This is a genomic window from Burkholderia sp. ABCPW 11 (assembly GCF_001523445.1).
Lineage (GTDB): Bacteria > Pseudomonadota > Gammaproteobacteria > Burkholderiales > Burkholderiaceae > Burkholderia.
This window is the reverse complement of record NZ_LOVM01000001.1, coordinates 1-23,607: the sequence shown is the minus strand read 5'-3', so window position 1 is coordinate 23,607 and position 23,607 is coordinate 1. Positions and strand designations below refer to the sequence as shown.

Sequence of the window (23,607 nt, the reverse complement as noted above, 5' to 3'; positions counted from 1 at the left end):
GTCAGCCTGCCCGCGCGAGCTGCTTGCGCAGCCGGCCGCGCACGACGACCAGTGCGATCAGCGGCACGACGCCGCCCCACAGCGGGCTGTGGCGCATCGCGATCGACACCGCGAGCGCGACGACGGTGACGGCGAGCAGCACGAGCGACAGCGAACGCGCACGCGCGTGGTCGACGAACGCACCGTCGACGAAGCCGCCATCCGACCAGGCGGTATGGACGATGCCGACCACCAGCACGCAGACGAGCATCGCGGCCGGCCCGAGTTCCTCGCCCCACAGACGGCTACCTGTCGGCGAGACGAGCGCGAGCACCGCGCCGATCACGAGGAACAGGTCGACGCCGATCGCGATGCTGTTGCGCTCCGCGCGGCGAATCAGCCACGCGCCGTGCACGAGCGCGAGCACGCCGCCGATCAGGAACGCGTGGGTCCAGCGCAGGCCCGGCTGCTCCGGCCCGAGCCGGCCGTAGAACAGGAACACGATCGCCGGCAGGAAGTTGCTCGCATGCAGCAGGTAGTCGGTTATGGGATGGTTCGATTTCATCGGTGTCTCTCCTTCGTCGAAACGGCGTGGCGACGCGTCAGGCGTCGTGCCAGCGGAACAGTCGCGCGGCGGCGAACAGGAACAGCGCGGTGCACGCGGTCATGCCGAGCAGTTGCGGCGCGAGCTGCGCGTACGGTGCGCCGTCGACCAGCGCGCCGCGCAGCGCGACGGCGAACTGGTTGGTCGGCAGGAACGCGAGCCCGGCCTTCAGCCACGCGGGCGCGTCGTGCATCGGGATCGTCAGGTCGCTGAAGAACAGCAGCGGGTAGTAGGTGACGTTGCACGCGAGTTCGGCCGCCGCGAGCGACCGGGTGCGGCTGGCCAGCAGCACGCCGATGCTCAGCACCATCGCCGCGCCGAGCAGCACGATCGGCAACGCGCGCAGCCCGTCCGGCGTCGCGATCGGCAGCGCGATGCCGAACGCGACGCGTGCGACCGTCAGCAGCACGAGCGCCGATAGCGCCATCATCGCCATGCGCGCGACGATCAGCGCGGCGAGGAACACGCCGCGGGAGACCGGGAAGCACACGTACAGCTTGAACGTATTGCGCTCGCGCAGCGCGGCGATCGCGGTGGTCGTCGAGTTCAGGCCGATCGCCATGAACGCCATCACCAGGATGCCGGTCGCGAAGAACGCGCCGTAGTCGAACGGCCGGCGCGTCGGCGCGGCATTCTCGAAGCGCGCCTGCGCGGCCGGCAGCCCGAGCCGCTGCGCGGCGCAGCGCGCGAGCGCGATCTCGACGACGCGCGACGCGGCCTTGACCGCGAGCGGGCCGTTGAAGTCGTAGCGGATCGTCGCCGGCGTGCGTTCGTCGGCGCCGAGCACGACGGTCACGCGATCGGCCGGCGCGCCGCGGCCGCCGAAGGTCGCCTTCACCGTGTCGCTGTGCGACAGGCTGTCGACGATCTGCGCTTCGCATGCGCGGCTGTACGGCGTCGCGCCGCCGGGCGCGTCGAACGCGATGTCGGCCGTGCCGAGCGAGCCCGAGCCGCCGAACGCGAACAGCATCACGCTCAGCAGGAACACCGGAAACACGAGCGTCCAGAACAGCGACGAGCGGCTGCGCAGATAGCCGAGCAGCTCGTTGCGCACGAGGATCAGGAACACCTTAGTCATGGGTCGGGCCCTCGGTGCACAGGCGCAGCAGGTCGCCCAGCGTGCTCGGCGCGAGCGCGAGATGCTGGATGCCGCGTTCGCCGACGATCCGGTGCACGTTCGGATGCAGCGTCGCATCGCCGAACGCCTCGACCACGTGCGCGGCCGACACGCGCACGCCGGTCACGCCGGGCAGCGCCGCGAGCCGCTCGTGCAGCGCGCGCGCGTCGGCTTCGTCGCGGCAATGCAGGACCGCGCGCGCATCGCCGACGAGCTCGGCGCGCAGCGTGTCCCGGTCGCCCTGGTAGCGCACGCCGCCGTCGCGCACCCAGACGAGATCGTCGACCACGCTCAGTTCTTCCTCGGAATGACAGATCATCGCGACGCTCGCGCCCCGCGCGCGATGGCGCAGCAGGTCGATCACGACGCCCGCATAGCGGCGGTCGAGGCCCGTGAACGGCTCGTCGAGCACGGCCAGCTCGGGCCGGTGCGCGAGCGCGACGTACAGGTCCACGCGCTGGCGCTGCCCCTTCGACAGCGCGCGGCACGGCTTGTCGAGCAGTTCGGCGATGCCGAGCGCATCGGCGATCGCCGCATCGGTGTGCGCGTACATCGCGCGGTGCAGCGCGACGATCTCCGAGACGCGCAGATGATCGGGATACTCGACCTTCTGCAATTGCGCGCCGATCCGCTGCAGCGACCGCGAATCGCGCATGAAGCGTTCGGCCGGCACGTCGAGCACGCGCACGTCGCTGCCGCCGCGCCGGAAGCCGAGCAGCGTTTCGAGCAGCGTGGTCTTGCCCGAGCCGTTCGGCCCGACGATCGCGGTGATCGCGCCGAGCCGGAACCGCACGTGGCGCGCGGAGAAACGGAAATCGCCGGCCGTGACGTCGATCGCGCGCGCGCCGAGCGCCGCGCCCGGCGCATGTGCATCGGGCAGCGGCGGCAGGCCCGCGCGCTGCGGCCGGTCGAACGCGGCGGGCGGGCCGAACATCGCGCGCACGGACGCAAGAAGCGAAACGCTCATCGTGGGCATCCTCAGTCGAACAGCATGACCTGCGTGTCGCGCGCACCGCGGTACGGGTTGCGGCCGTGCGCGACCAGCATGTTGTCGACGATGAGCACGTCGCCGGCCTGCCACGGGAACGCCCGCTCCTCGTCGTCGAGCGCGTCGTAGATCGCCACCAGATCGTCGAACGGCATCGGCGCGCCGTCGCCGTAGCGGATCTCGTACGGGAACGCGGCGCGCGCGCCGTACATGCGCTGCAGGTAGCGATAGCTGAGCTCGCCCATCGAACGCGGATTCGGGTGCTGCGCGCTCGCCTGGTTGAACCACACCGTCTCGCCGGTGCGCGGATGCGTGCGCAGCGCGCTGCCGACGTGCGACACGGTCACGCTGCCGTCGTCGAGCCAGCGGCAGCCGACGCCGCGCTCCGCGCACAGCCGCTCGACCTCGTCGCGATCCATCGTGCCGAATGCGTCGTCCCACGGCCGATGGTAGGCGGCGAACGGCAGGTTCGGGTTTGCGGCGAGGCCGTCGGCGCGGTCGCCCGGCGCCGCGAAATTGCGCAGGTACATCACGCCGCGTTCGGCGAACCGCTCGCGCAGCGCGGCCGGCACGCGCGCGGTCACGCGGCGCATGTCGCAGATCGGCGTCTCGCCGCCCGCGTCGGCCGGCTGCCGGCAGTAGAACGCGACGAGGCGCGGGAACGCGGGCATGTAGGCCATCTCCTGATGCAGCCCGATCCTGAACGGCGGCGGCATGCGGGTCGACTCGTAGACCTGGCCGTCGATCTGCCGGCGCGGGGCGGCGCCGGCCGTATAGCCGTTCGCGTGCGCCGGATAGAGTGCGCCGAGGCGGCCGAACGCGGCGGTGTCGGGTACCGCGAAGCCGCGCCACAGCAGTGCGCCGCATGCGTCGAGCAGCGTGTCGATCGTGTCGAGCCGCGAGCGGTACCACGCGACGAACATCTCCGGCGACGTCGCGAGTTCGGCACTGCGCGGCGTCACGCACAGCGGCAGCGTCGCGCCGGGCGCGACCGCCGCGCAGTGCACGTCGTCGGCGCCGAGCCGTGCGGCGGCATGGGCGGCGAGGAAGGCGAGATCGGTCATCGCTCAGGCCAGCGCCGGTTTCTTCAGCAGGATTTCGAAGCCGAGCGCGCCGAGCCCCGCGCTCGGGCTGTAGATCGACGCAACCGCCGCGAGGCCGGCCGCGGCGACGAGCGCGTGCGCTTCGTCGAGCGTGATCTTTTCCTCGACGTGGGTCGGCGGATAGTCGGCGGCCGCGCGCATCTCGGTGAAGCGGTCGAGCAGGTGCTGCGGCGCGTCGCGGCGCATGTCGTGCACGAGCGCGATGCCGCCCGGCTCCAGCACGCGGTACATCTCGGTCAGGCTGAGCGCCTTGTCGGGCAGGTGATGCAGCGTCGCGCGGCCGACCGCCATCGTCAGCGTGCCGTCGTCGAACGGCAGCGCGAGCGCGTCGCCGACGCGCATCTCGATCGTGTCGTCGAGCCCGAGTTCGCGGATGCGTGGGCGGCCTTCGTCGAGCATCGCCGGATCGAGGTCGATGCCGACGTAGCGCCAGCCGCGCATCGCCGGATCGGTCGCCAGGCGCACCGGCACGACGCCGGTGGCCGTGCCGATGTCGGCGATCGTGCCGGGCGTCATCCCGCGCGCCAGCTGGCGGATGCGACTGATGAACAGCAGGTCCCAGGGTTCGAGCGTTTCGGTGGCGAAGCGATCGTAGTCGTTCGCCGGGCGCAGGTTCTTGAGCAGCATGACGTTCCTTGTGCGAAAGGGTGAGGGTTCACAGCCAGCCGACCGGCACGGCGGCCAGCAGCCGTCGCGCGGTCGCGCTGTTGACGCCGAACGCGGGGCGGCGGCGCCGTTCGACCGCATGCGCGGCCATCGCCGCGATGCGCGCGCCGAGCCCGACGCCGACGCCCCACGACGGCGCGGCGACGCCGAGTTCGAGCAGCGTCGCGGCGGTCAGGAAATCGATGTTCGGCCGCAGCGCACGGCGCGCGTCGGCCTGCGCGCAGCACGCGTCGAACAGCGTCACGTAGCCGCCGTCGAAGCCGCATGCCGCGAACCGGCCGCGCAGGTGCGGCGGACGCGGATCGGCGACGAACAGCGGATGGCCGAAGCCGTACAGCGTGCGTTTCGCGTCGAGCGCCGCATCGATCGCCGCGCGCCCGGCCGCGTCGAGCGCGGCCGGCGGCGCGCCGGTGCCGCCCGGCACCGAGCGTGCGAGCGCCGCGAGCCACTGCATCGCTTCGAGCGCCGCGCCGACGTGCGACGGCCCGCTGGCGAGGAAGCCGGACGCGATCGCCTGCGCCAGCGTGACGCCGGTGCCGATCGCGACGCGCGGCGCGAGCACGGTCGGCGTGATGTAGCCGAAGCCGGCGTGCCAGGCGACGAGCAGCATGTCCATGGCCGCTTGCGCCGGCGCATCGCCGCGCGTCGCGCCGGTCAGCACGAGCATGCGTTGCGCGTGCGTCGCGGCTGCGTCGAGCGACGCGCGGCCGGACGTGCCGGCGGCGAACGGCCGGCCCTCGATCGCCGCGTGCAGCAGGAACGGCGCGGCGGCCGCGCACAGCAGCATCGTGTCGAGATCGGCATCGTCCGGCGCCGGGCCGCGCACGCGCGCCGTCACGTCGTCGAGGCCGCGCAGCAGGCCGGACGCGGCCGCGAACACCGGCGCGACGCCTGCCGCGCCGAGGTCGGCGGCGACCGACTGGCCGACCGAGCCCGGCGCCAGCGCGTCGGCGAACGCCGCGAGCCGCGCACCGAGCGCCGCCTCGTGCGCGCGATGCGCGGCGCTGCCGGGCGCGACGTCGAACCACAGATGCGCGAGCGCGCCTTCGAACGTCGTCGCCCCGATCAGCGCGTTCAGGTCGAGGTCGCGCACGCGCAGCGCTTCGGGGTCGAGCGTCGCGCCGTCGATGTCGGTGCCGCGATGGCGCGTCGCCGGGCGGCCCAGCAGGTTGCGCGGTGCATCGCCGGCCGCGGGGACGGAGGTGCCGGAATCGAGTGTCGTGTCCATGTCATTCCGCCGCGGCGAGTTCGTCGCTGCTGACGCTGATCGCCGCGTGCGCCATCGCGGCGATCACGGCCGCGTGCTGGTCGACGACGGGCAGCACGTTCGCGAAGTAGTAGCGCGCGCTTTTCAACTTGCCGCGATAGAACGCGAGCTCGGCCGGCACGTCGGCCGTTTCGGGCGCGTCGAGCCGGCGCGCGGCGATCGTCGCCGATTCGAGCAGCACCCACGCCGACGTGACCACGCCGAACATCTCCAGGAAACGCGTGTAGAACTGGCTGCTGCGATGCGTGTGGCCGTCCTGCACGTCGCGCGCGATGTCGTCGAGCGCGGCGGCGATCCGGTCGGCGCCCGCACGCAGCGCATCGAACAGCGGCCGCAGCTCCGCATGCGTGCCGGGTTGATGCTGATGGGCGAGGAATGCGTCGAGTTCGTCGCGGTAGTACTGGATCAGCCGCGAATGACGGCCGAAGCCGAGCTTGTCGCGCACGAGGTCCTGCGCCTGGATGTAGTTCGTGCCTTCCCAGATCGACAGGATCTTCACGTCGCGCGCGTTCTGCTCGACGGGGCTCGCGTCGGTGTAGCCGAGCCCGCCGTGCACCTGGATCGCCGTCTCGCAGATGCGCCACGCCTGGTCGGAGATGAACGCCTTGCAGATCGGCGTCAGCAGCAGTTGCAGCTTGCGATGGCGTTCGATCTCGGCCGGGTCGGCGTCGGGCGTCGCTTCGAGCATCGCCGCGCGCGTCGCGGTCGCCGCGAGCTTGCCGAGCAGCCCCCGGCAGCCGTCGACGCGGCTTTTCATGTCGACCAGCATGCGCTGCACGTCCGCGTGCTCGACGATCGCGACGCGCGCGGCATTCGTGTTCGACGCGCGCTCGATCGGCCGGCCCTGCAGCCGGCGGCCCGCATACTCGACCGCATGCAGGTACGCGCTCGACGCGACGCCGACGCCGAACATTCCGGTGCTCATCCGCGCCTGGTTCATCAGCGGCATCAACTGCAGCAACCCGACGTTGCGCCGGCCGCCGAGCAGCCAGCCCTTGGTCGTGCCGTTCGCGCCGAACACGAGGTGCGTGTTCGCGCAACCCTTCAGCCCCATCTTGCGCGGCAGGCCGATGCAGTCGACGTGGTTCGGTTGCAGCTCGCCGGTTGCCTCGTCGGGCCAGAAGCGCGGCACGACGAGGCACGACAGCGAGAACGAATCCGGCGACGCCGTGTCGATGCGGCCGAGCACGAAGTACAGCGTGTTCTCCGTCAGCTCGTGCATGCCGGCCGAGATATAGACTTTCTCGCCGTCGATCGCGTAGATGTCGCGTTCGAGCGGCGTCGCACGCAGCGCGACCGCGGTGAGGTCGGTGCCGGCCTGCGGCTCGGTCGCGCAGAAGCACGCATCCCAGCGGTACGCTTCGAGCGGCGCGACGAGCGCTTTCTGGTGCGGCGTGCCGTGCATCTGCAGCAGCTTGATCGCGGGGCGCGTGAAGCCGCCGTAGGTCATGAACGACGGATTCGCGCCCATGAACATCTCGTAGATCATCTGCGTGACGATCGGCGGCAGCCCGTGCGCGGTGCCGAACAGCGTGTTCGACCACTCGTCGCGAAAGCGCGCCCACAGCGCGTGGAAATGCGAAGGAATCCGTACCTGGCCGTCGTCGAGCAGCGTGCAGCCCTCGACGTCGGCCTGCTGGTAGCTGCGGCCGAGGTCGAGCGCGAAATCGCGTGCGCGTTCGAGCAGCGCATCCACTGACGCGCGGTCGTGCGCGCTGTACGGCCCATGTTCGAGAAAGTGCCGGTCGGCCTCGAACAGTTCCCACAGAAAGAAGCGCAGTTCGCGCAGGCTGACCTTGTATGCGCTCATCATGCGTCTCCTTCGATATCGAGCGCGGCGTCGAGGCCGCCGGCCAGATCGACGACGGCCGCGGCCGCCGCGCCGTGCAGCGCCGCGTCCCACACGAGCACCGTGCGGCGTTCGCCTTCGTCCAGCGCGCCCGCGAGCCGGATCAGCGCGGCGGCCGATTCGGCGGACGACAGATGGCCCGATCCGTCGTGCTGGATGCGCGCGGCGACCGGAATCGACGCGGCGTCGGCCACGCGCGCCGCGAAGCCGGGATCGAAGCCGGGCGGCACACACCAGTCGATCTGGCTCGCGCGCAGGTTGGCCTGCTCGAGCGCGCGGCGGATCGCGCGGGCGGCGACCGGCGCGAGCGTGTCGCGCAGCGTGACCGGCGCATCGGCCCACGGATCGGCGATCGATGGCCCGAATTCGAGCGCGACCGCCCGGACGCCGCCCCACGCGGCCGGCTCCGGCGCCGGGCCCGCGCGCGAGACGAGCAGTGCCGCGGCCGCGTCGCCGTAGCCGACCAGGTCGCCGAACTGGCGGAAGAACGGATAGAGCCACTTGTCGCTGAGGATCACGAGCGCCTGGTCGCCTTCGTCGAGCAGCCCGTCGAGCAGCATCAGCGCGGAATACCAGCCGAGCGTGCCGTTCTGGCCGAGCGCGAACGGCGTCACGCGCTGCAGCCCGAGTTCGTACTGCATGCGGCCGACGACCGAGTCGCCGATGCCTTCGTTGAGTGCGCAGCTCGCGACGATCACGTGCGTCGTGCGCGCAAGCGCGCCGGAGCCGAGCTGATCGCGCAGGTCGAGCGCGGCATCGGCGGCCAGATCGGCGAGGCTACGCCCGGGCGGCGCGACGCGCAGCGCGGGCCGGCCGCCCGGCGCGAGGCGCGTGCCTTCGTCGGGCGTCAGCGCGCCCGTGCCGCGCGGCCGCGCAAAGCGCGCCTGCGGCAGCAGCAGGTGCCGGTAGCCGGGATGGCGCTCCTGCGCCTGGATCGCGCTGAACACGACGGCGGGCGGCAGCACCACGACGCCGCCGGACAACGCGAGCGTGCCGGGCGCGGCGACGCGGGGCGCGCCGATACAGGTTTCATCGAGCGTCGACAGGGTCATGCGGCGGTCTCCTCGAGGTTCGGGCGCGCGAATGCGTCGCGATACTGCGCTTTCAGCGCCGGCCGGTCGATCTTGCCGTTCGGGTTGCGCGGCAGCGCCGGCAGCGACTCGACGACGAGCGGGTTCATGTAGGTGGGCAACGCGTCGCGGCACGCCCGCGCGATGTCGGCGCGGCAGGCGGCGGCGTCGAGCGTCGACACGACGCACGCGGCGATCGCTTCGCCGAGCGCCGGGTGCGGCACGCCGAACACGGCGGCCTCGCGGATGTGCGGCAACGCGAACAGCACGTCCTCGACCTCGGTCGGGCTTACGCGATAGCCGGACGTCTTGATCATGTCGTCGCCGCGCGCGACGAAATACAGGTAGCCGTCCGCGTCGCGCCGCACGATGTCGCCGGACCACACGGCGACGTCCGGGCGCGGGATCTCGCCGTGCCGGCGCGGCAGCGGGCGAAAGCGCTGCGCGGTCAGCTCGGGCCGGTTCCAGTAGCCGAGCGTGACGAACGCGCCGCGATGCACGAGTTCGCCGGGTTCGTCGGCCGCGCATTCGCTGCCGTCCGCGCGCAGCACGAGGATTTCCGCGTTCGGCACGGCCTTGCCGATCGAGGTCGGGCGCAGCGCCGCGTCGGCCGGTGCGAGGTACGTCGAGCGGAATGCCTCGGTGAGCCCGTACATCAGGTAGGGCGACGCATGCGTGAACAGCGCCTGCAGACGGTGCAGCAGCGGCGTCGCGAGATGGCCGCCGGTATTCGCGAAGCGGCGGATCCGCGTGCGCGCGGCGTCGCTCCAGCCGGCGGACGCGAGTTGCATCCACAGCGGCGGCACGCCGGTGATCGACGTGACGCCGAACGCGTCGCAATGGCGCGGCACTTCGGCCGGCTGCAGGAAGTCGAGCGGCGTATAGCACGCGCCGGACGCCAGCGCGGTCGTGAGCTGGCTCAGGCCCGCATCGAAGCTGAGCGGCAGCACGCCGAGCACGACGTCGTCTTCGGCGAGCCCCTGGTACGCGGCGACGCTGAACGCGCCCGACACCAGGTTGCGGTGCGACACGACGACGCCTTTCGGCTTGCCGGTCGAGCCGGACGTGTAGAGCAGCGCGGCCGGATCGTCGTCGACCGGGCGGCCGGCGGCGGCCGTTGCCGATGCCGGCGTGTCGGTGCCGGGCGAGTCGATCGCATCGGCCAGTGCCTCCATCAGCATCACGCGTTCGCCGACGAGCGCGGCGAGCGCCGGCAGGCGCTTGAGCCGCTGCGCGCCGGTCACGAACAGCGCGGCGCCGCTGTCGGCGACGATATGTTCGATCTGCGCTTCCTTCAACTGCGGATTGACCGGCACGAAGATCGCGCCGAGTGCGTTGGCCGCGAGCATCGCGACCACGGTTTCGATGCGCTTCGGCGCGTAGATCGCGATGCGTTCGCCGGGCTGCACGCCGCGCGCCGCCAGCACGGCGGCGGCGCGCCGGACCGCGCGGGCGAGCTGGTCGTAAGTCAGTGTGCCGCCGCCGTCGGCATACGCCGGACGCTGCGGCCAGCGCTGCGCGCCGTGTTCGAGCAGGTCGGCGATGCTGATCAATGCGTTCATGATCGGCTCCTCTGGAAGGTCTAGGCCGGCCGCACGTACACGTGCGCGGCTTCGTGGGACAGGAAATGCGCCATCGAGTACGTGCGGTGATACGCGCCGCACCGTGCGAACACGGCGATGTCGCCGACCTGGGGCGGCGCGCCCGTGTCGTCGCGGCCGATCACGTCCGCGCGGCTGCAGGTGCTGCCGACGTAAAGCGTCGGCACGCCGCGAGGCGCAGGCGCGGGTGCGCGGCGCACGAGCGACGGCGCGGCCAGGCGGCGCATCACCGATTCGGTCTGCGCGAGCAGGAACGCATGCGACAGGCCGCCGTCGCAGACGGCGATCGTGCGGTCCTGCCACGCCTTCACCGCGACGACGCGCGTCGCGAACACGCCCGCATCGGCGAAGATCGCGCGGCCGGATTCGTGAGCGAGCGAATACCGGCCGGCCAGCGGCGCGAGCGCGGCGGCATAGCGTTCGAACGCGGCATCGCCCGGGTGATCGTCGGCAAAGCCGCCGCCGAGGCTCAGCGCGCCGAGCGGCGCACCGTTGGCCGGCGCGAGATCGCGGGCCAGCGCCGCGAGCAATTCGGGCAGCACGAGCGTGTCGGGCTGCGTCGCGTCCTGGCGGATGAACGAATGCGGGCCGGAGAACACGTGCAGCCCGGCCACGGGCAGGCCGGCGGCCGCGAGCGTGCGCACCGCGTCGTGCGCCTCGTTCGGCGTCATCCCGAAGTGGTCGTGCCACAGTGCCTTCGCGTGGACGCCTGCCAGCGCGCCGGCGTTCACGCGCAGCAGCACCGCGCCGGGTGTGCTGCCGCCGGCCGCCGCTTCGCGCGCGAGCGGCACGAAACGCGCGACCGCGTCCGGGTTGTCGAGCACGAAATGGCAGCGCGACGCGAGCCCCGCGCGCATGAACATCTCGTCCATCGACGGATTGTTCAGGTAGCGCGGCGTCCTGATCCGGCCGATCACCGCGTCGAGTTCGCCGCGGCTCGCGAGTTCGACGCCGTCCTCGTACGCATGCGCGCAACGCGCGAGCATGTCCTGGTTCGGGTTCGCCTTCAGCGACACGATCAGCCGCGTGCCGAGCCGCGCCTTCAGCGACCGGTAGCGGGCGATCGCGACGTCCGGCTCGTACACGTAGCACGGCGTGCGCAGGTCGGCGATCCATGCGTAGTCGCCGGCGGGCGGAAGCGGGCGCTCAGGCGTCATGGCGACCTACCGGATGAAGCGTGGCGGCCGCATACGCGCCGCAGTTCGACTGCATCACGCCGAGCACGCGCCGGCCGCGCGCGAGTGCATCGAGCCCCACGTCGGCCAGGTTGATCGGAAAATCCGAACAGCACGCGTGGCCGCGCGCATGGATGTTTTCCGCATACAGCCGCTCGGCCGGCACGCGCATCGCGCGGCACAGCGCGTTCCAGCCGGGCAGATCGGCGTTGTGCGGCAGCACGAGATCGTATGCGTCGAGCGCATGCGGCTCGAGCGCGACGGCCGCGTCGATCGCGCGGCGCGTGTACGGCCACTCCATCATGATCAGGTCGGCCTCGTTCGCGGCGACGGTGTCCGACCCGCGATGCCATTTCGCGTGCGTCTCGATCGCGATGCCGCCGAGCCGGTTCTTCGTGCTGTTGCGCGCGATCAGCATCGCGGCCGCTCCGTCGCACTGCACGCCCGTCATCTGCCGCATCCGGTAATCCTCGCCGTACACGCGGTCGGACGACACGACGAGCGCCGCATCGAGCTGCGGATGGCGGCGCATCAGCGCGCGCACGGTCTCGATGCCGGCCGCGACCGACACGCAGTTCAGTTGCGCGACGGAGCCGAGCCACAGCGGCTCGATGCCGAATTGCGCGGCCACTTCATGCGGCAGGCTGCGCGGCGCTGGCGGCACGCTGAACTGCTGCGTGTGCACGTGCACGATCGCGCCGACGTCGGACGGATGCACGCGCGCGGTGTCGAGCAGCCGGCCGACGGCCGCGATCGCGAGATCGGTCTCGCTCGTGTCGAGTGCCATATGGAAATAGCGGCTGCCCGACTGCGCGATCGCGGCCGCCCGCTGCGCCGGATAGTCGCGCTCGGCGGCCCAGGCCTCGATATCGACGGGCGGGCCCGGCAGCTCGTAGGCCACCGCGTCGACGCCGATCCAGAAGCCGGCGTCGCGGGATGCGTGGGGGGAGGGCATCGTCATGTCAGTTGAGCGGCATCGCCGCGTAGTCGAGGACGTCGAGCTTTTCGAAGGTCGCCTGCACGGTCGGCGTGAGCAGGCCCATCTCGCGGATCGTCGGCACGAGGCGCCGGAAGATCGAGCGGCGGATCGAGCTCGACACCGGCGATTCGCGCACCATCGCGCTGCATTCGCGCTTCGACAGCCCCATCGGTTCCCAGATGTCGTCCGCGCACAGGTGCTCGTACAGCACGGCCGCGCCTTCGCAGATGAATTCCTCGCGCTCGCGCAGCTCGTGCGCACTCATCTCCGCGTACACGCGGCACAGCGTGATCCGGCCGACCGCGAAGTGACGCGCCTCGTCGCGCTGGATCCGCAAGAACAGGTCCTTGACGAACGGATCGGTGCTGTACGCGACGACGCTCTGGAAGATCGACAGCGCGATGCCCTCGACCAGCACCTGCATCCCGAGGTTCGTCATGTCGAGCGCGCTGCTCGTGATCGTGTCGTGCAGCAGCCCCTTCAGCGAGCGGCTCATCGGGTAGCTGACGTCGAGCTTCTCGTTGACGAGCTTCGCGTACGCCTCGACGTGGCGCGCTTCGTCCATCATCTGCGCGGCCGCGCACAGCCGCGCGCTCAGGCCGCTCTCGGCCGACGCGAGCTTCGACGCGCAGATCAGCGCGGCCTGCTCGCCGTGCAGGATCTGCGACAGCAGCCAGCCCTGCGCGTGATGGCGCACCTCGCGCTTGTCGGCGTCGGCGAGCTTGCCCCACAGCTCGGTGCCGTAGATCAGGAGCGTCGGGTCGGGCATGCCGAGCGGATTCGCCGGGTCGAGGTCGTGGCGCCAGTCGACGTCGGTCGCGACATCCCACTGCGCGGCCTTCGCCTTCTCGTACAGCCGGTTCAGCGCCTCTTCGCGCAGCGCGTAGTCGTTCGACATCAGCGCGTCGACGGGCATCGACCAGCGGATATCGGCCGTGTCCTGCATCACGGTAAGCGTGTCATTCATATCAGGGTCTCCCCGGCCGCGCGGCGGCGCCGGAATGATGGACGGAATCGATGAACGGAGCGGCGGCGCGCGACGCACCCGGGTGCGGGTCGAGCCGGATCGCATAGGCCGGCCACGCGCCGCGCAGTTGCGCGTCGAACGCATCGGCGAGACGCGCGGGCCAGATTGCGCAGCACACGCGGTTGTCGCCGGCGAATTCCGCATCGCGCAGGATGCGGTCGCCGATCCAGACGACCGGCGCGCCGCGCGCGGCGTCGCGCAGCGCTTCGTCGTACAGGTGCACGCCGAGCAGCACGTGCGGCGCGAGCAGTTCGGCCGGCAGCGCGCCGAAATACGGCGCACAGACTTCGATGAACAGGCGCGCGTCCGGGTGCACGGCGCTGCGTATCCGCGCCGTGATTTCCGCGAGGAATGCGAAATACTGCACGTGGTCGAGCAGCACGCGGCGTTCGCCGCCGGCCACGTCGTACGTATTGCCGGCGTCATACGCATCGCCGGCCGCTTCCGCGAGCGCGGCGCGTGCGTAGTCGGCCGGCGTGTCGAGCGGCATCCGGTATGCGCTGGCCGCGACCGCAACCGGCTGCCGGGCGTCGCGCGCGATCCGGTACGTGAAGTGAACGGGCCGCACCATGTCACGCCTCGCCGTCGAGAGAGAACGTCGCGTCCGGCGCGAACGCGACGTCGGCGATCGCGTAATAGCCGTTCAGCGCGAGCGAGCAGACGGCCGCGCGGCGCGGCGTGTCGCCGTCGCGGTGCGCGAGCAGCACCGACAGCCACGGGTCGCTGCCGAACGCATGACCGAACAGGCCGTGGCCGTCCGGCAGCAGCGGCGTCTTGCCGACCGACGCGAGCAGTGCGCGGCGCGACGTGGCCGGAAAGAACGGCAGCGCCGCATGCAGCCCGGGGCGCGCCGCGCAGAACGTGCGGATGTCGCGACCGAGCCGCACGACCGCGCTGGCCGGCGGCGCGGCGTCCGCGACGACCGACTGCGCCGGTTCGCGACCGACGTCGACGAGCAGCGTGCAGACGCCGAAGCCCGAGCGCCCCCAGGCGGGATTGCCGTGCCAGTACGTATAGCCGTGCACGTCGATGTCGACGATCTGCAGCAGCAGCGTGCGCGGCCCGGTCTCGGCCGCGGTCGCGAGCGTGCGGCGCAGCACGTAGCCCCAGCCCGCGCACTCGTACGAGCACGTCATCCAGTCGGGCGTGTAGTCGTTCGTACCGGCGAGCGCCTGCGCGAACACGCGATGCTGCGGCGAGTCGTTCATCAGCAGCATCGACAGGATCGTCGAGCTGACCACGTAGTCGTCCGCGGCGATCGCGCCGCACAGTCGCTCGCGTTCGGCACACGCTAGTGCGCCGATCGCGCGGGCCGTGTCGTCGAGCGGCACGGCCGCGCCGTCGCGCGACGGCGCGACGCGTCGGTACGCGAGCGCCTGCACGGTCAGCGCGGTCGCCGGGGCCGGCTGGACGACGACGGCCGCCGCGGGGGCAAGGGGCGCGAGCATCGCCGTATCAGGCCGCGTGCTGCTGGCGGCGCAGTTGCGCGTCGAGCTGCTGCAGGGTCGTGTATTGCGTGATGTTCAGCGCTTCCGGATCGATCGAACCGTAAAGCTGTTCGCAGAACACGATCAGCTCGACGATGTTCAGCGAATCGATGCCGAGTTCGCCGATGCCGGCGTCCGTGTCGACGGTTTCGACGTTGAGGATCTTCGCGACTTCGCGGGACAGGATGTCGAGCGCGTCGGCCGGAACGTTCTGGGTCGTCATGAGGGGAGCTCCTGGAGTTGAGTTGGATTGATCGGGATCGATCGGCCTGTCGCGTGGGTCAACTGCCGGCTTCGCAGCGCAGGCTCTTGCGAAGCTCGTGATAACAACGGTACGAACTGCCTTCCATCTTCGAAAACGCCAGCAGGTCGCGCTGGTCGTCGAACAGCGGCACCTTGCCGTCGCGGACGAGCGCGCTCAGGAACTCGTTCGACAGCAGCTTGATCGCGAGCACGCGCTGCACCTTGCCGAAGCTGTAGTGCGCGTCGTCGGTCTGGTTGCGCGCGGCGTCCGCGATGAAGCGGTGCACCGCGCGTGCGTCGGCGTCGAGCTCGACGCGGCCGGTCCGTTCGAGCCAGCCGACGTGCGCCATCAACGCGCGGACGAAGTACGGCCGCACGACGGTCAGGTATTTGTTGAACACGGTCGGGCCGCCGATCCGCAAGCGATCCTCGGCGGCGATGCGCACCTGGCCGGCGACGTTCGCGAGCTGCAGGTTGCCCGCGAGGAACGGCGCGCCGCAGGTCGCGCGTGTCAGCTTTCGGTACTCGTCGGGCCACACGAGATAAGCGGCCGGGAACATCACACCCGGCAGGCGTGCCGCGACGACGGCCATGCAGTCGCGGTGCGCCTCGATGCCCCACACCTTGTCGACCGTGAGCGCGAGCCCGTTGTCGTCGCTGCGTACGACGGTGCGCCAGGCGGCGAGCGTCGGGCCGCCGCCGTCGCTCATCAGGAACGCGAAGTTGTGGCCGGCGTCGATGCACTCGCATGCGCGGCGGTTCTGGTCGTCCGAGAAGAACAGCCCGAACATGATGCGGATGAACGCGCGCATGAACGGCTTGAACAGGTGATGAAACCCTTCGCGGCCGATCTGTTCGAGCAGCGCTTCGGTGAGCGGCGCCTCGTCGTGCCGAAGCGGCGTCGACGCGGACGCATCGGGCAGCACGTCCGGTGTGGACGCACGCAGCGCGATCACCATCTCGCTGTCGAGCAGCCGCACGGCGGCGGCTTCGACCAGCCGGGCCGCCGCACGCGGCGGGGCGCCGATCGTGTCGAGATTGTCGAGGTGGCGCAGCACCGGATACGCGGCCTGGTCGGCCACGCGCAGCAGTGGCGGAGAGGGCGGCGTGGCGGTCGAAGCGGGAACGGAAAGCGTGGACATGGCAGGGTTCCTGTCAGAAACGCACGCGCACGGCGGCGTCGATACGGGTGCCGAGACCGACCATCCGGTACTCGGACTGGCTGTCGGAGAATGCGCGCGTGACGGCGACGTCGACGCTCACGCGCTTGTTCACGTCGGCGACGACCTGCGCGATCGCGAGCAGGCCCTTGTCCTGCGGCGAATAGACGCCGCGCAGCGAATACTCGACGCGGCCGATTTTCTTGCCGAGCCGCGCGAACAGATAGTCGCGCAGGCTGCCGTCGACGCTCACGAAGTTGGCCGTGCCGCCGAGGCCCGCCAGCGCGGCGCCGGGCGCGACGGGCAGCAGCGCGTTGTTCGCCTGCACCGCGCCGACCATCCGGCGCCACTGGCTGGCGTCGTAACGCGCTTCGTCGTGCGACCACTCGACGATCAGCGACAGGTTGCCGGGCAGCGCGCTCTGCATGCCGACCGCGCTGCGCCACATGATCTGGCGATCGTTGCGGCGATCGACGGCGTCGTACGCGGCCGCCGAATCGAGCGGCGTGCCGTCCGCGATGAAGGCCGGCAGCGGTCGCGTCGTGCCGCGTTCGAGCCAGGCGCCCGCATAGACGGTGTTCGAGCGCGCGACGTCGAACGACAGCGTCGCGCCGGCGCCGCCGCGGCCCGCGTGACGGCCGGCGAGCAAGGCGGCCGAGCCGCCCGACCAGTTGTACGCGCCGCGCACGAGCTGCGTCGCGCCTTCGACGTCGCGGTTGTCGACGTCGTTGCGCAGCGTGCGGTTCTCGCCGGCGATGAACTGCAGCGTGGTCTGCTCGCCGGCCCATTTCGCTTCGACGAGCGGCGTGCCTTCGACGTCGCCGTAGCGGTCGTAGATGTCGGCCGTCGCGGCCCGTTTCTGGAAGAAGCCGAGCGGGAAGAACGCCTGCGACGTGTCGAGCGCGTCGATCCGCTTGCCGGCCGTGAGCGTGATGCCGTTGTCGAACGCGTAGCGCACGCCGGCTTCGTTGAAGCGGCTCGCTTGCGCGCCGAGCGAATGATTACTGGCGACGACGCGCGCGTTCGCGAACAGGTTTTCGCCGTCGATGCGTGCGAGCAGGCCGGCTTCCTGCAGATTGCGCGGCGAGTCGCCGATCAGGCGGCCGAGCAGCGCACGGCCGTCCATGCTGTCGACGGAGCGCGCGTAGCCGATACCGTTGAGCGTGCCGAGCTGATCCATCAGCGATTCTCCATGCGCGAGCGTGCAGCCGAGCGCGAGCGGGATGGCGAGCGCGATACCCGGCCAGTTGCGGCTGGCCCGGCCGGACGATGAACGGAGGCGGTCACGATGGGCGTCGGCATCGGCGTCGTACTCATTGACCATCGGCGAGCGTGTCGGGGTTGAACCAGCCCGACGGAATCTTGCGCGGCTGGCCGTCGAGGATGTCGACGACGCTCGCGCGCTGCTTCTCGACCTCGTTGCGATACGTGATCTTGCGGATCACCTTGCGGCCGTTCGCGTCGACCGGCGCGGAAAAATCCGCACTGCGAAACAGCAGGCCGCTCGCGAGGAAGAACTGCGCGCGCACCGGCACGTCGGTATCGGGCGTGACCCACAGCTTGATCGTCGGGTAGACGTTGTCGGGGTCGGTCGCGGTCAGGTCGAGCTCGGTGGCCGGCTTGCCGTCGATCGGCGTCGTGCCCGGAGCCGCCGTCGCGCGATAGCTGTCCGCCCAGTGCGTGCGCGTGATGTCGCTGATCACGACCTCGCCTTGCAGTCGCTGCATCCCGTTGATGCGCACCGCGCTGCGCGTGTTCGGCACATAGAACCAGTGCCCGCGCGTGGTCGCGAGATATTTCTGGCCGTCGTTTTCTCCGCTGCGCGTGAGCGCGAGCGTGTCGCCGTTGCCGCGCGTGTAGACGAGATAGCGGGTCGCGTCGCCGGATTGTCCGCCGACTTCGTTGGTGATCCGGATGTTCGTCTGCGTGTCGGCGGCCGTGCTGCGGTAAGCGTCGGCACGGGCGAGCATGGTCTGGGCCGTCGGCACGTCGGCTGCGTGGGCGGCGAGCGGCGCGCATGCGACGAGCGCGGCGAACGTTACGCGAATGCGATTCATGGGGCGAGTCCTTCGAGGATGTTGCGTTTCGCGAGCCCGAGCGTCGCGAGCAGTGCCGCGGCCACGCCGAGCACGACGAACGCGGCTTCGACGGCGGCCTCGGCTGCGGGCGACACGGTGAATTCGAGCAGGATCGGTTTCACGCGACCGGGCGGCGCGGGCAGGTGGATCTGCGCGTGATTGAGCGCGACCATCGTCAGCAGCGCGAGCGCGATGCCGGCGGCCGCGCCGAGCAGGCCGAGCAGCGCGGTTTCCTGGATCAGCACGCCGCGCACCGTGGCGGCCGGCACGCCGAGCGCGCGCAGCGTCGAGATCTCGCGGCGCCGCTCGACGATGCTCATCAGGATCCAGTTGCTCATCGACAGCAGGATCGTCACGCAGAGGATGGCGCCGAATACCGAGAACTGGTTCTTGTACAGCGCGACGACCTGGTGATAGAGCGACACGAGCTGGTCCCAGGTCCGCACGTCGAGCGTCGGCAGCGCGGCGCGCAGTGTCGCGGCGGCGGCCGGCGTGTGAGCGGTATTCGACAGGAACACCGCGATGCGCGACGCGCGGTCGGTGCGCAGCAGCGCCTGCGCGGCCGTGAACGTCACGTCGACGATCCGTTCGTCGACGTCCTTGTTGCCGGTGCTCATCACGCCGACGATCTGCGCGTCGGTCGCGTTGATGCCGCCGTGCGCGGTCGACGCCATCAGTTGCACGACCGAGCCGACGTGCACGCCGAGCTTGCGCGCGAGCTCGGCGCCGACGACGACTTCGGTGCCCGCATGCGTCGGCGACAGATAGCGGCCCGACAGCACCGTGTGATAGTCGAAGAAGCCGGGCGGCTCGCGGTTCGGCTCGATCCCTTCGCCGACGAAGCCGTAGCTCAGATCGCCGTTCGATACGAGCCCGTCGAAGTCGATGCCGCGCGCGGTCGTCGCGACGCCGGGCAGCGCGGCGATCGCGCGCGTCGCGGCAGCCTGCTCGTCGGCGGTCAGCCCGTACTGCAGCGGCCGTTCGCCGATCAGGTCGAGATAGCCGTGATGCAACACCTGCACATGGCCGACGCCGCTGTCGATCGACCCTTCGCGCACCGCGTCGAACGTCGCGATCACGTAGCCGAGCGCGAGGCTCGACGCAAACGCGGCGACGCCGATCATCGCCATCGTCAGCACGGTGCGGCGCCGGTTGCGCCAGAGGTTACGCCACGCAAACGTCGACCAGTTCACGATTCACTCCCGGTACGCCGTCGCGCATCTCGATGCGGCGCGGCAGGTGCGCGCACAGACGATCGTCGTGCGACGCAATCAGAAAGGCGGTGCCCAGCGTGCGGTTGGTGTCGAGGATCAGCTCGGCGACCGCCCGCGCGTTGGCGCTGTCGAGGCTCGCGGTCGGCTCGTCCGCGATCACGATCGCCGGCTCCTTGGCGAGCGCGCGGGCCAGCGCGACGCGCTGCTGCTCGCCGCCCGACAGTTCGCCGGGGCGGTGTCGTTCGCGCGCGGCAAGCCCCACCGCGTCGAGCATCGCGCGGGCGCGTTCGCGCCGCGTGCGCGGCGTGCCCCACGCGAAGCAGCCGAGCTCGACGTTCTCGAGCGCCGACATCACCGGAATCAGGTTGAATTGCTGGAACACGAAGCCGATGCGTTCGCGGCGAATCCGTTCGAGCGTGTCCGGCGCGTCGTCGATCCGGCGGCCTTCGAGCCAGCGTTCCCCGCTGCTCGGCACGTCGAGAAAGCCGGCGAGGTTGAGCAGCGTGCTTTTGCCGCTGCCCGACGGGCCGACGAGCGCGACGACGTCGCGCCGGCCGATGGAGATCGTCGCGCCGCGTACGGCGACGACGCGGCCCGCGCCCTCGTACACGCGGGTGACGTCGCGCAGTTCGAGCACGGGGCCAGGCGACGCGGCCGTCATGCGAACGCTCCCTGGCCCGTTTCGACGGCGGCCGACGCGGGAATCACGGGCAACGCGCCGTTCGCATAGAGATCGCGACACTTCAGGCGCTGCAGCTTGCCGCTCGTCGTGCGCGGCAGCGAGCCGGGCTCGACGAAACACAGATCCTGCGCGGCGAACCCGATGCGCGACGCGAGCAGCTGCTGGCACTCCGAGCGCGTTTGCGGCGTGGCGTCGACGGGCCGCGCCTCGATCGCGACGACCAGCCGTTCGGTGCCGGTTTCCGGATCGGGCAGACCGAACGCGATGCACGTGCTCTTGCGCAGCGCGCCGTGCGACGCCAGCGCTTCCTCGATCTCGTGCGGAAAATAGTTGCTGCCGCGAATGATGATCACTTCCTTCTTGCGGCCGAGGATATGCAGCTGGCCGTCCGCGACGTAGCCGATGTCGCCGGTGCGGAACCAGCCGTCGGCCGTCAGCGGCGCGGCGATCGTGCCGTCGTCGGGGTTCAGGTAGCCGAGCATCACCGACGTGCCGCGGATCGCGACTTCGCCGACTGCACGGTTCGGCAGCGCGTGGTCGCCGTCGTCGAGGATGCGGAACGCCATCCCGTCGATCGGCGTGCCCATCGCGAGCACCGTTTCGGTGTCCGCTTCGGTATCCGTCTCGTGGCCGTCGTTCGCGGCGGCCGGCTGCGCGTCGCGGCGCTCGATCAGCGCGCGCCGGTCGAGCGTGTCGGCGATCACGTACGGTGCGCCGTCGACCGCGCCTTCGTGCCATGCACGGTGCATCGATACCGCGAGCGTCGATTCGGCCATCCCGTAGCACGGTTGCAGCGCCGACGCCGCCAGGCCATACGGCGCGAACGTCGCGGCGAAATCGCGCAGCGTCGCATCGTCGACGCGTTCGCCGCCGATGAAGATATTGCGGCACGCGGACAGATCGACGCCGTCCATCGCGGCGGCGTTGAAGCGGCGCACGCAATAGCGCAGCGCGAAGGTCGGCACCGACGTCGTCGTCGCGCGCACCGACGCGATGCGCTTGAGCCAGCCGAGCGGATTCCGGATGAAGCTGTTCGGCTGCATCATCAGCAGCGGTGCGCGGTAGTGGAGGTTCGACAGCAGCGTGAGCAGCCCCATGTCGTGATAGAGCGGCAGCCACGATGCGGTGCCGTCGCCGGCCGCGATATCGAAGCGCACCGACCCGCCGATGCCGAGCACGTTCGCGATCACGTTCTCGTGGCTGAGCACCGCGGCCTTCGGATGCGACGTCGAACCTGACGTGAGCTGGACATGATGCGGATCGCGGCCGCTCTTCGCGCTGATCAGCGCTCGCGTGCCGGCATCCGCGGCGCTCGACAGCATCGCGAGATCGACGACGCGCGTGGACGCCGCGGGAAACGCCGCATCGTGCCAGGCCGCGGCCTGCGCATCCGCGGCAACGACGATGCGCGGCCGGTACAACTCGCACGCGACGTCCGCCACCTGCCGTCCGGCCGTTGCACGCCGCGCGGGAACGGGCACGGTGCAGGGCAATGCGCCCGTCATCACGCAGGCCATCATCGCGGCCGCATGCTCGACCGACGCGGGCAGCGCGAGCATCACCAGATCGTTCTCGCGCACACCGAGCTCGCGCAGCGCACCGGCCTGGCGAAACACCTCTTCCGCGAAGCGCCGGTACGTGATGCCGGCTTCGTGGCCCGCGTCGTCGACGAACGTCATGCGATGCATGGCGCCCGCGACGTCCTCGAGCGATTCGATCAGGCGATGAATGGTGGATGCGTACTTCGTCACGAGGGTTCTCCCCTTGAGGAACACGGCCGCTCGCGCCACGGTGCCGGCGGCGCCGTTCGTCGAGTGAGGTGGATTCTTGCCGGATCGATCCGCTGCGACAAACGGAATCTATGCAGGCTATGCATGAGCGGAGCGCATCCACGAAGGCCGGCGCAGGTTCCTTATTCGCATGATTAGCGTGCTCGGGGCGCGAGGTGACTGGTCGGTCTCATTCGACCGGTCGTCTAGTTCACGATGTGGTTCGCTCATGCGCAGGCGTCATGCAATGCGTTCGGAAAATTCGCTTGTCCGAAACATCGACTCACAGAAGAATTGCATCCCGGCAGCGCGCCAGCGTCGCCGCGTCATCGTGCCGGGCAGGGTCCGGCTCAAGGAGAGCGTCTTGTCCGTCACCTCATCGCTTGTTGCCCGCTCGAAACCGGTTGCAGACATGAAGAGCCGCCCGAGCGGCGTGGTCTTCTCGCTGAAGCTGGCGGTGTACGTCGCGCTTGTCGCGCACGGGATGATGTTCGCGCTGTCGACGCTCGTGATCGTGAAGATCGTCGGCATCCTGCTGATCGGCGCGATGTATGCGCACGGCGTCGAGCTGCAGCACCAGGCACTGCATTACCAGGGGTTCCGCAGCAAGCGCCTGAACATGGTGTTCGGCGTGCTGCTCGGCATGCCGATGCTCGTGTCGTTCCACGCGTACCAGGACAGCCACCTGCGCCATCACCGGTTGCTCGGCACGCCGGAGAACAAGGAGTTCTTCGACTACGGCGACCAGTATGGCGCGAGCCCCGTCGTCAATGTGGGGCTGTGGGCGTGGCGGCTGTCGATGGCCGCGCACTATATCCAGTTCGCGAAGAACGTCGCGAAGCTCGTCGTGCCGGGCGCGCGCTTCGGCGACAACGCACTCGTGTCGCGCGCGATTCGCCGCGACTATCTGCTGATGGCCGCGGCGATCGCGCTGCTTGCCGCGCTGTCGTTCGCGCTGCACATCTGGTTCGCCGTCTGGGTGTGGGTCGTGCCGCTCGTGTGCGTCGCGGCGCCCGTGCATGCGCTGGTCGAGATGCCCGAGCACTACCGCTGCGACCTGACGAGCACCGACCCGTTCCGCAACACGCGGACGATCGAGAGCAACGCGTTCATGACATGGTTCACGAACGGCAACAACTATCACGTCGAGCATCACATGATGCCGAGCCTGCCGATCGAGCGGTTGCACGACCTGCATGGCGCGATCGCGCCGCGCATCCGCTATTACCACCGCACCTATCGACAGTTCTACTACGCGTTGCTGCGCGGCCGGCTGTCGCCGCGCTCGGTGGACGACGATCGGGACGACCGCGAGCCCGATGCCGAAGCGGTCGCGCCGGCGTCCACGCAATCGGCGTGACCGCCGATGCCGAGTGCGTTGCGACGACGATGACGACGATGCTCTATCCGGAACTTTTCAGATCGCTCGAAGCTGTCCGCTGGGACATGGAGAAGGACATTCCGTGGGACAGGTTCGACGCTTCGCTGCTCACCGACGAGCAGGCGAAGACGATCAAGATGAACGCGATCACCGAATGGTCGGCGCTGC

Annotated in this window: 22 protein-coding genes and 1 pseudogene; 2 read left to right on the top strand and 21 right to left on the bottom strand. The window is 70.4% G+C overall.

Going from position 1 to position 23,607, the window contains the following annotated elements; all coding sequences use genetic code 11:
• Position 1: 1 nt before the first annotated feature.
• Genes WS61_RS00115 through WS61_RS00015 form a run of 21 tightly spaced genes read right to left on the bottom strand, consistent with a single transcriptional unit; the run spans position 2 to position 22,040 of the window.
• Positions 2 to 544: a hypothetical protein gene (locus WS61_RS00115; protein ID WP_059498699.1), complete on the bottom strand. Its 543-nt coding sequence runs from the start codon at positions 542 to 544 to the stop codon at positions 2 to 4.
• A gap of 37 nt (positions 545 to 581) precedes the next feature.
• On the bottom strand, positions 582 to 1,661 hold the full coding sequence (locus WS61_RS00110; protein WP_059498698.1) for an ABC transporter permease: 1,080 nt from the start codon (positions 1,659 to 1,661) through the stop codon (positions 582 to 584).
• A complete protein-coding gene (locus tag WS61_RS00105) occupies positions 1,654 to 2,667 on the bottom strand; it encodes an ATP-binding cassette domain-containing protein (protein ID WP_059498811.1) in 1,014 nt (337 codons plus the stop codon). Before WS61_RS00105 ends, WS61_RS00110 begins: the two co-directional genes overlap by 8 nt.
• A gap of 11 nt (positions 2,668 to 2,678) precedes the next feature.
• Positions 2,679 to 3,752 (bottom strand): TauD/TfdA family dioxygenase, encoded by a 1,074-nt coding sequence (locus WS61_RS00100; RefSeq protein ID WP_059498697.1) that lies wholly within the window; start codon positions 3,750 to 3,752, stop codon positions 2,679 to 2,681.
• A gap of 3 nt (positions 3,753 to 3,755) precedes the next feature.
• Complete coding sequence (locus tag WS61_RS00095) at positions 3,756 to 4,418, bottom strand: class I SAM-dependent methyltransferase (protein ID WP_027786439.1); 663 nt, start codon at positions 4,416 to 4,418, stop codon at positions 3,756 to 3,758.
• Positions 4,419 to 4,446: 28 nt separating this feature from the next.
• Positions 4,447 to 5,685, bottom strand: coding sequence for a citrate/2-methylcitrate synthase (locus tag WS61_RS00090; RefSeq protein WP_059498696.1), 1,239 nt, complete (start codon positions 5,683 to 5,685; stop codon positions 4,447 to 4,449).
• A gap of 1 nt (position 5,686) precedes the next feature.
• The gene (locus tag WS61_RS00085; RefSeq protein WP_059498695.1) at positions 5,687 to 7,534 is read right to left on the bottom strand and encodes an acyl-CoA dehydrogenase; all 1,848 of its coding nucleotides are present in this window, start codon (positions 7,532 to 7,534) and stop codon (positions 5,687 to 5,689) included.
• On the bottom strand, positions 7,534 to 8,625 hold the full coding sequence (locus WS61_RS00080; protein WP_059498694.1) for a hypothetical protein: 1,092 nt from the start codon (positions 8,623 to 8,625) through the stop codon (positions 7,534 to 7,536). Before WS61_RS00080 ends, WS61_RS00085 begins: the two co-directional genes overlap by 1 nt.
• A complete protein-coding gene (locus WS61_RS00075) occupies positions 8,622 to 10,205 on the bottom strand; it encodes an acyl-CoA ligase (AMP-forming), exosortase A system-associated (RefSeq protein WP_059498693.1) in 1,584 nt (527 codons plus the stop codon). The genes WS61_RS00080 and WS61_RS00075 overlap by 4 nt, the downstream gene beginning before the upstream one ends.
• Positions 10,206 to 10,225: 20 nt before the next feature.
• Positions 10,226 to 11,401, bottom strand: coding sequence for a PLP-dependent decarboxylase (locus tag WS61_RS00070; RefSeq protein ID WP_059498692.1), 1,176 nt, complete (start codon positions 11,399 to 11,401; stop codon positions 10,226 to 10,228).
• Positions 11,391 to 12,380 carry a 3-oxoacyl-ACP synthase gene (locus WS61_RS00065; RefSeq protein ID WP_059498691.1) on the bottom strand — a complete coding sequence of 330 codons (990 nt, stop codon included), beginning with the start codon at positions 12,378 to 12,380 and terminating at the stop codon, positions 11,391 to 11,393. The genes WS61_RS00070 and WS61_RS00065 overlap by 11 nt, the downstream gene beginning before the upstream one ends.
• Before the next feature lies 1 nt (position 12,381).
• On the bottom strand, positions 12,382 to 13,365 hold the full coding sequence (locus WS61_RS00060; protein WP_059498690.1) for a ferritin-like domain-containing protein: 984 nt from the start codon (positions 13,363 to 13,365) through the stop codon (positions 12,382 to 12,384).
• A 1-nt stretch (position 13,366) separates the two neighbouring features.
• Entirely contained in the window at positions 13,367 to 13,996 is a 630-nt protein-coding gene (locus WS61_RS00055) for a hypothetical protein (RefSeq protein ID WP_059498689.1), read from the bottom strand.
• A 1-nt stretch (position 13,997) separates the two neighbouring features.
• Complete coding sequence (locus WS61_RS00050) at positions 13,998 to 14,873, bottom strand: hypothetical protein (RefSeq protein ID WP_059498688.1); 876 nt, start codon at positions 14,871 to 14,873, stop codon at positions 13,998 to 14,000.
• A 7-nt stretch (positions 14,874 to 14,880) separates the two neighbouring features.
• Positions 14,881 to 15,135: an acyl carrier protein gene (locus tag WS61_RS00045; RefSeq protein WP_011350104.1), complete on the bottom strand. Its 255-nt coding sequence runs from the start codon at positions 15,133 to 15,135 to the stop codon at positions 14,881 to 14,883.
• A 58-nt stretch (positions 15,136 to 15,193) separates the two neighbouring features.
• Positions 15,194 to 16,297, bottom strand: coding sequence for a hypothetical protein (locus tag WS61_RS00040; RefSeq protein ID WP_059498687.1), 1,104 nt, complete (start codon positions 16,295 to 16,297; stop codon positions 15,194 to 15,196).
• A 13-nt stretch (positions 16,298 to 16,310) separates the two neighbouring features.
• Positions 16,311 to 17,639: a hypothetical protein gene (locus WS61_RS00035; protein WP_059498686.1), complete on the bottom strand. Its 1,329-nt coding sequence runs from the start codon at positions 17,637 to 17,639 to the stop codon at positions 16,311 to 16,313.
• Positions 17,629 to 18,372, bottom strand: a complete 744-nt coding sequence (locus WS61_RS00030; protein ID WP_059498685.1) for an outer membrane lipoprotein-sorting protein — start codon at positions 18,370 to 18,372, stop codon at positions 17,629 to 17,631. Before WS61_RS00030 ends, WS61_RS00035 begins: the two co-directional genes overlap by 11 nt.
• Positions 18,369 to 19,586 (bottom strand): ABC transporter permease, encoded by a 1,218-nt coding sequence (locus tag WS61_RS00025; protein ID WP_059498684.1) that lies wholly within the window; start codon positions 19,584 to 19,586, stop codon positions 18,369 to 18,371. Before WS61_RS00025 ends, WS61_RS00030 begins: the two co-directional genes overlap by 4 nt.
• Positions 19,558 to 20,268 (bottom strand): ABC transporter ATP-binding protein, encoded by a 711-nt coding sequence (locus WS61_RS00020; RefSeq protein WP_059498683.1) that lies wholly within the window; start codon positions 20,266 to 20,268, stop codon positions 19,558 to 19,560. Before WS61_RS00020 ends, WS61_RS00025 begins: the two co-directional genes overlap by 29 nt.
• Positions 20,265 to 22,040, bottom strand: a complete 1,776-nt coding sequence (locus WS61_RS00015) for a fatty acyl-AMP ligase (protein WP_257125981.1) — start codon at positions 22,038 to 22,040, stop codon at positions 20,265 to 20,267. The genes WS61_RS00020 and WS61_RS00015 overlap by 4 nt, the downstream gene beginning before the upstream one ends.
• Before the next feature lie 430 nt (positions 22,041 to 22,470).
• On the opposite strand from WS61_RS00015, the gene WS61_RS00010 reads away from it, so the two are divergent.
• Both WS61_RS00010 and WS61_RS00005 read left to right on the top strand, forming a co-directional pair.
• On the top strand, positions 22,471 to 23,418 hold the full coding sequence (locus tag WS61_RS00010) for a fatty acid desaturase (RefSeq protein ID WP_059498681.1): 948 nt from the start codon (positions 22,471 to 22,473) through the stop codon (positions 23,416 to 23,418).
• A 29-nt stretch (positions 23,419 to 23,447) separates the two neighbouring features.
• Positions 23,448 to 23,607 (top strand): annotated as a pseudogene (locus WS61_RS00005) (ferritin-like domain-containing protein); the annotation flags it as partial.

What these genes read in the sequence shown, in the direction of transcription:
- WS61_RS00115 (WP_059498699.1), bottom strand. Translation starts at nt 544, where the DNA reads ATGAAATCGAACCATCCCATAACCGACTACCTGCTGCATGCGAGCAAC.
- WS61_RS00110 (WP_059498698.1), bottom strand. Translation starts at nt 1,661, where the DNA reads ATGACTAAGGTGTTCCTGATCCTCGTGCGCAACGAGCTGCTCGGCTAT.
- WS61_RS00105 (WP_059498811.1), bottom strand. Translation starts at nt 2,667, where the DNA reads ATGAGCGTTTCGCTTCTTGCGTCCGTGCGCGCGATGTTCGGCCCGCCC.
- WS61_RS00100 (WP_059498697.1), bottom strand. Translation starts at nt 3,752, where the DNA reads ATGACCGATCTCGCCTTCCTCGCCGCCCATGCCGCCGCACGGCTCGGC.
- WS61_RS00095 (WP_027786439.1), bottom strand. Translation starts at nt 4,418, where the DNA reads ATGCTGCTCAAGAACCTGCGCCCGGCGAACGACTACGATCGCTTCGCC.
- WS61_RS00090 (WP_059498696.1), bottom strand. Translation starts at nt 5,685, where the DNA reads ATGGACACGACACTCGATTCCGGCACCTCCGTCCCCGCGGCCGGCGAT.
- WS61_RS00085 (WP_059498695.1), bottom strand. Translation starts at nt 7,534, where the DNA reads ATGAGCGCATACAAGGTCAGCCTGCGCGAACTGCGCTTCTTTCTGTGG.
- WS61_RS00080 (WP_059498694.1), bottom strand. Translation starts at nt 8,625, where the DNA reads ATGACCCTGTCGACGCTCGATGAAACCTGTATCGGCGCGCCCCGCGTC.
- WS61_RS00075 (WP_059498693.1), bottom strand. Translation starts at nt 10,205, where the DNA reads ATGAACGCATTGATCAGCATCGCCGACCTGCTCGAACACGGCGCGCAG.
- WS61_RS00070 (WP_059498692.1), bottom strand. Translation starts at nt 11,401, where the DNA reads ATGACGCCTGAGCGCCCGCTTCCGCCCGCCGGCGACTACGCATGGATC.
- WS61_RS00065 (WP_059498691.1), bottom strand. Translation starts at nt 12,380, where the DNA reads ATGACGATGCCCTCCCCCCACGCATCCCGCGACGCCGGCTTCTGGATC.
- WS61_RS00060 (WP_059498690.1), bottom strand. Translation starts at nt 13,365, where the DNA reads ATGAATGACACGCTTACCGTGATGCAGGACACGGCCGATATCCGCTGG.
- WS61_RS00055 (WP_059498689.1), bottom strand. Translation starts at nt 13,996, where the DNA reads ATGGTGCGGCCCGTTCACTTCACGTACCGGATCGCGCGCGACGCCCGG.
- WS61_RS00050 (WP_059498688.1), bottom strand. Translation starts at nt 14,873, where the DNA reads ATGCTCGCGCCCCTTGCCCCCGCGGCGGCCGTCGTCGTCCAGCCGGCC.
- WS61_RS00045 (WP_011350104.1), bottom strand. Translation starts at nt 15,135, where the DNA reads ATGACGACCCAGAACGTTCCGGCCGACGCGCTCGACATCCTGTCCCGC.
- WS61_RS00040 (WP_059498687.1), bottom strand. Translation starts at nt 16,297, where the DNA reads ATGTCCACGCTTTCCGTTCCCGCTTCGACCGCCACGCCGCCCTCTCCG.
- WS61_RS00035 (WP_059498686.1), bottom strand. Translation starts at nt 17,639, where the DNA reads ATGGTCAATGAGTACGACGCCGATGCCGACGCCCATCGTGACCGCCTC.
- WS61_RS00030 (WP_059498685.1), bottom strand. Translation starts at nt 18,372, where the DNA reads ATGAATCGCATTCGCGTAACGTTCGCCGCGCTCGTCGCATGCGCGCCG.
- WS61_RS00020 (WP_059498683.1), bottom strand. Translation starts at nt 20,268, where the DNA reads ATGACGGCCGCGTCGCCTGGCCCCGTGCTCGAACTGCGCGACGTCACC.
- WS61_RS00010 (WP_059498681.1), top strand. Translation starts at nt 22,471, where the DNA reads ATGAAGAGCCGCCCGAGCGGCGTGGTCTTCTCGCTGAAGCTGGCGGTG.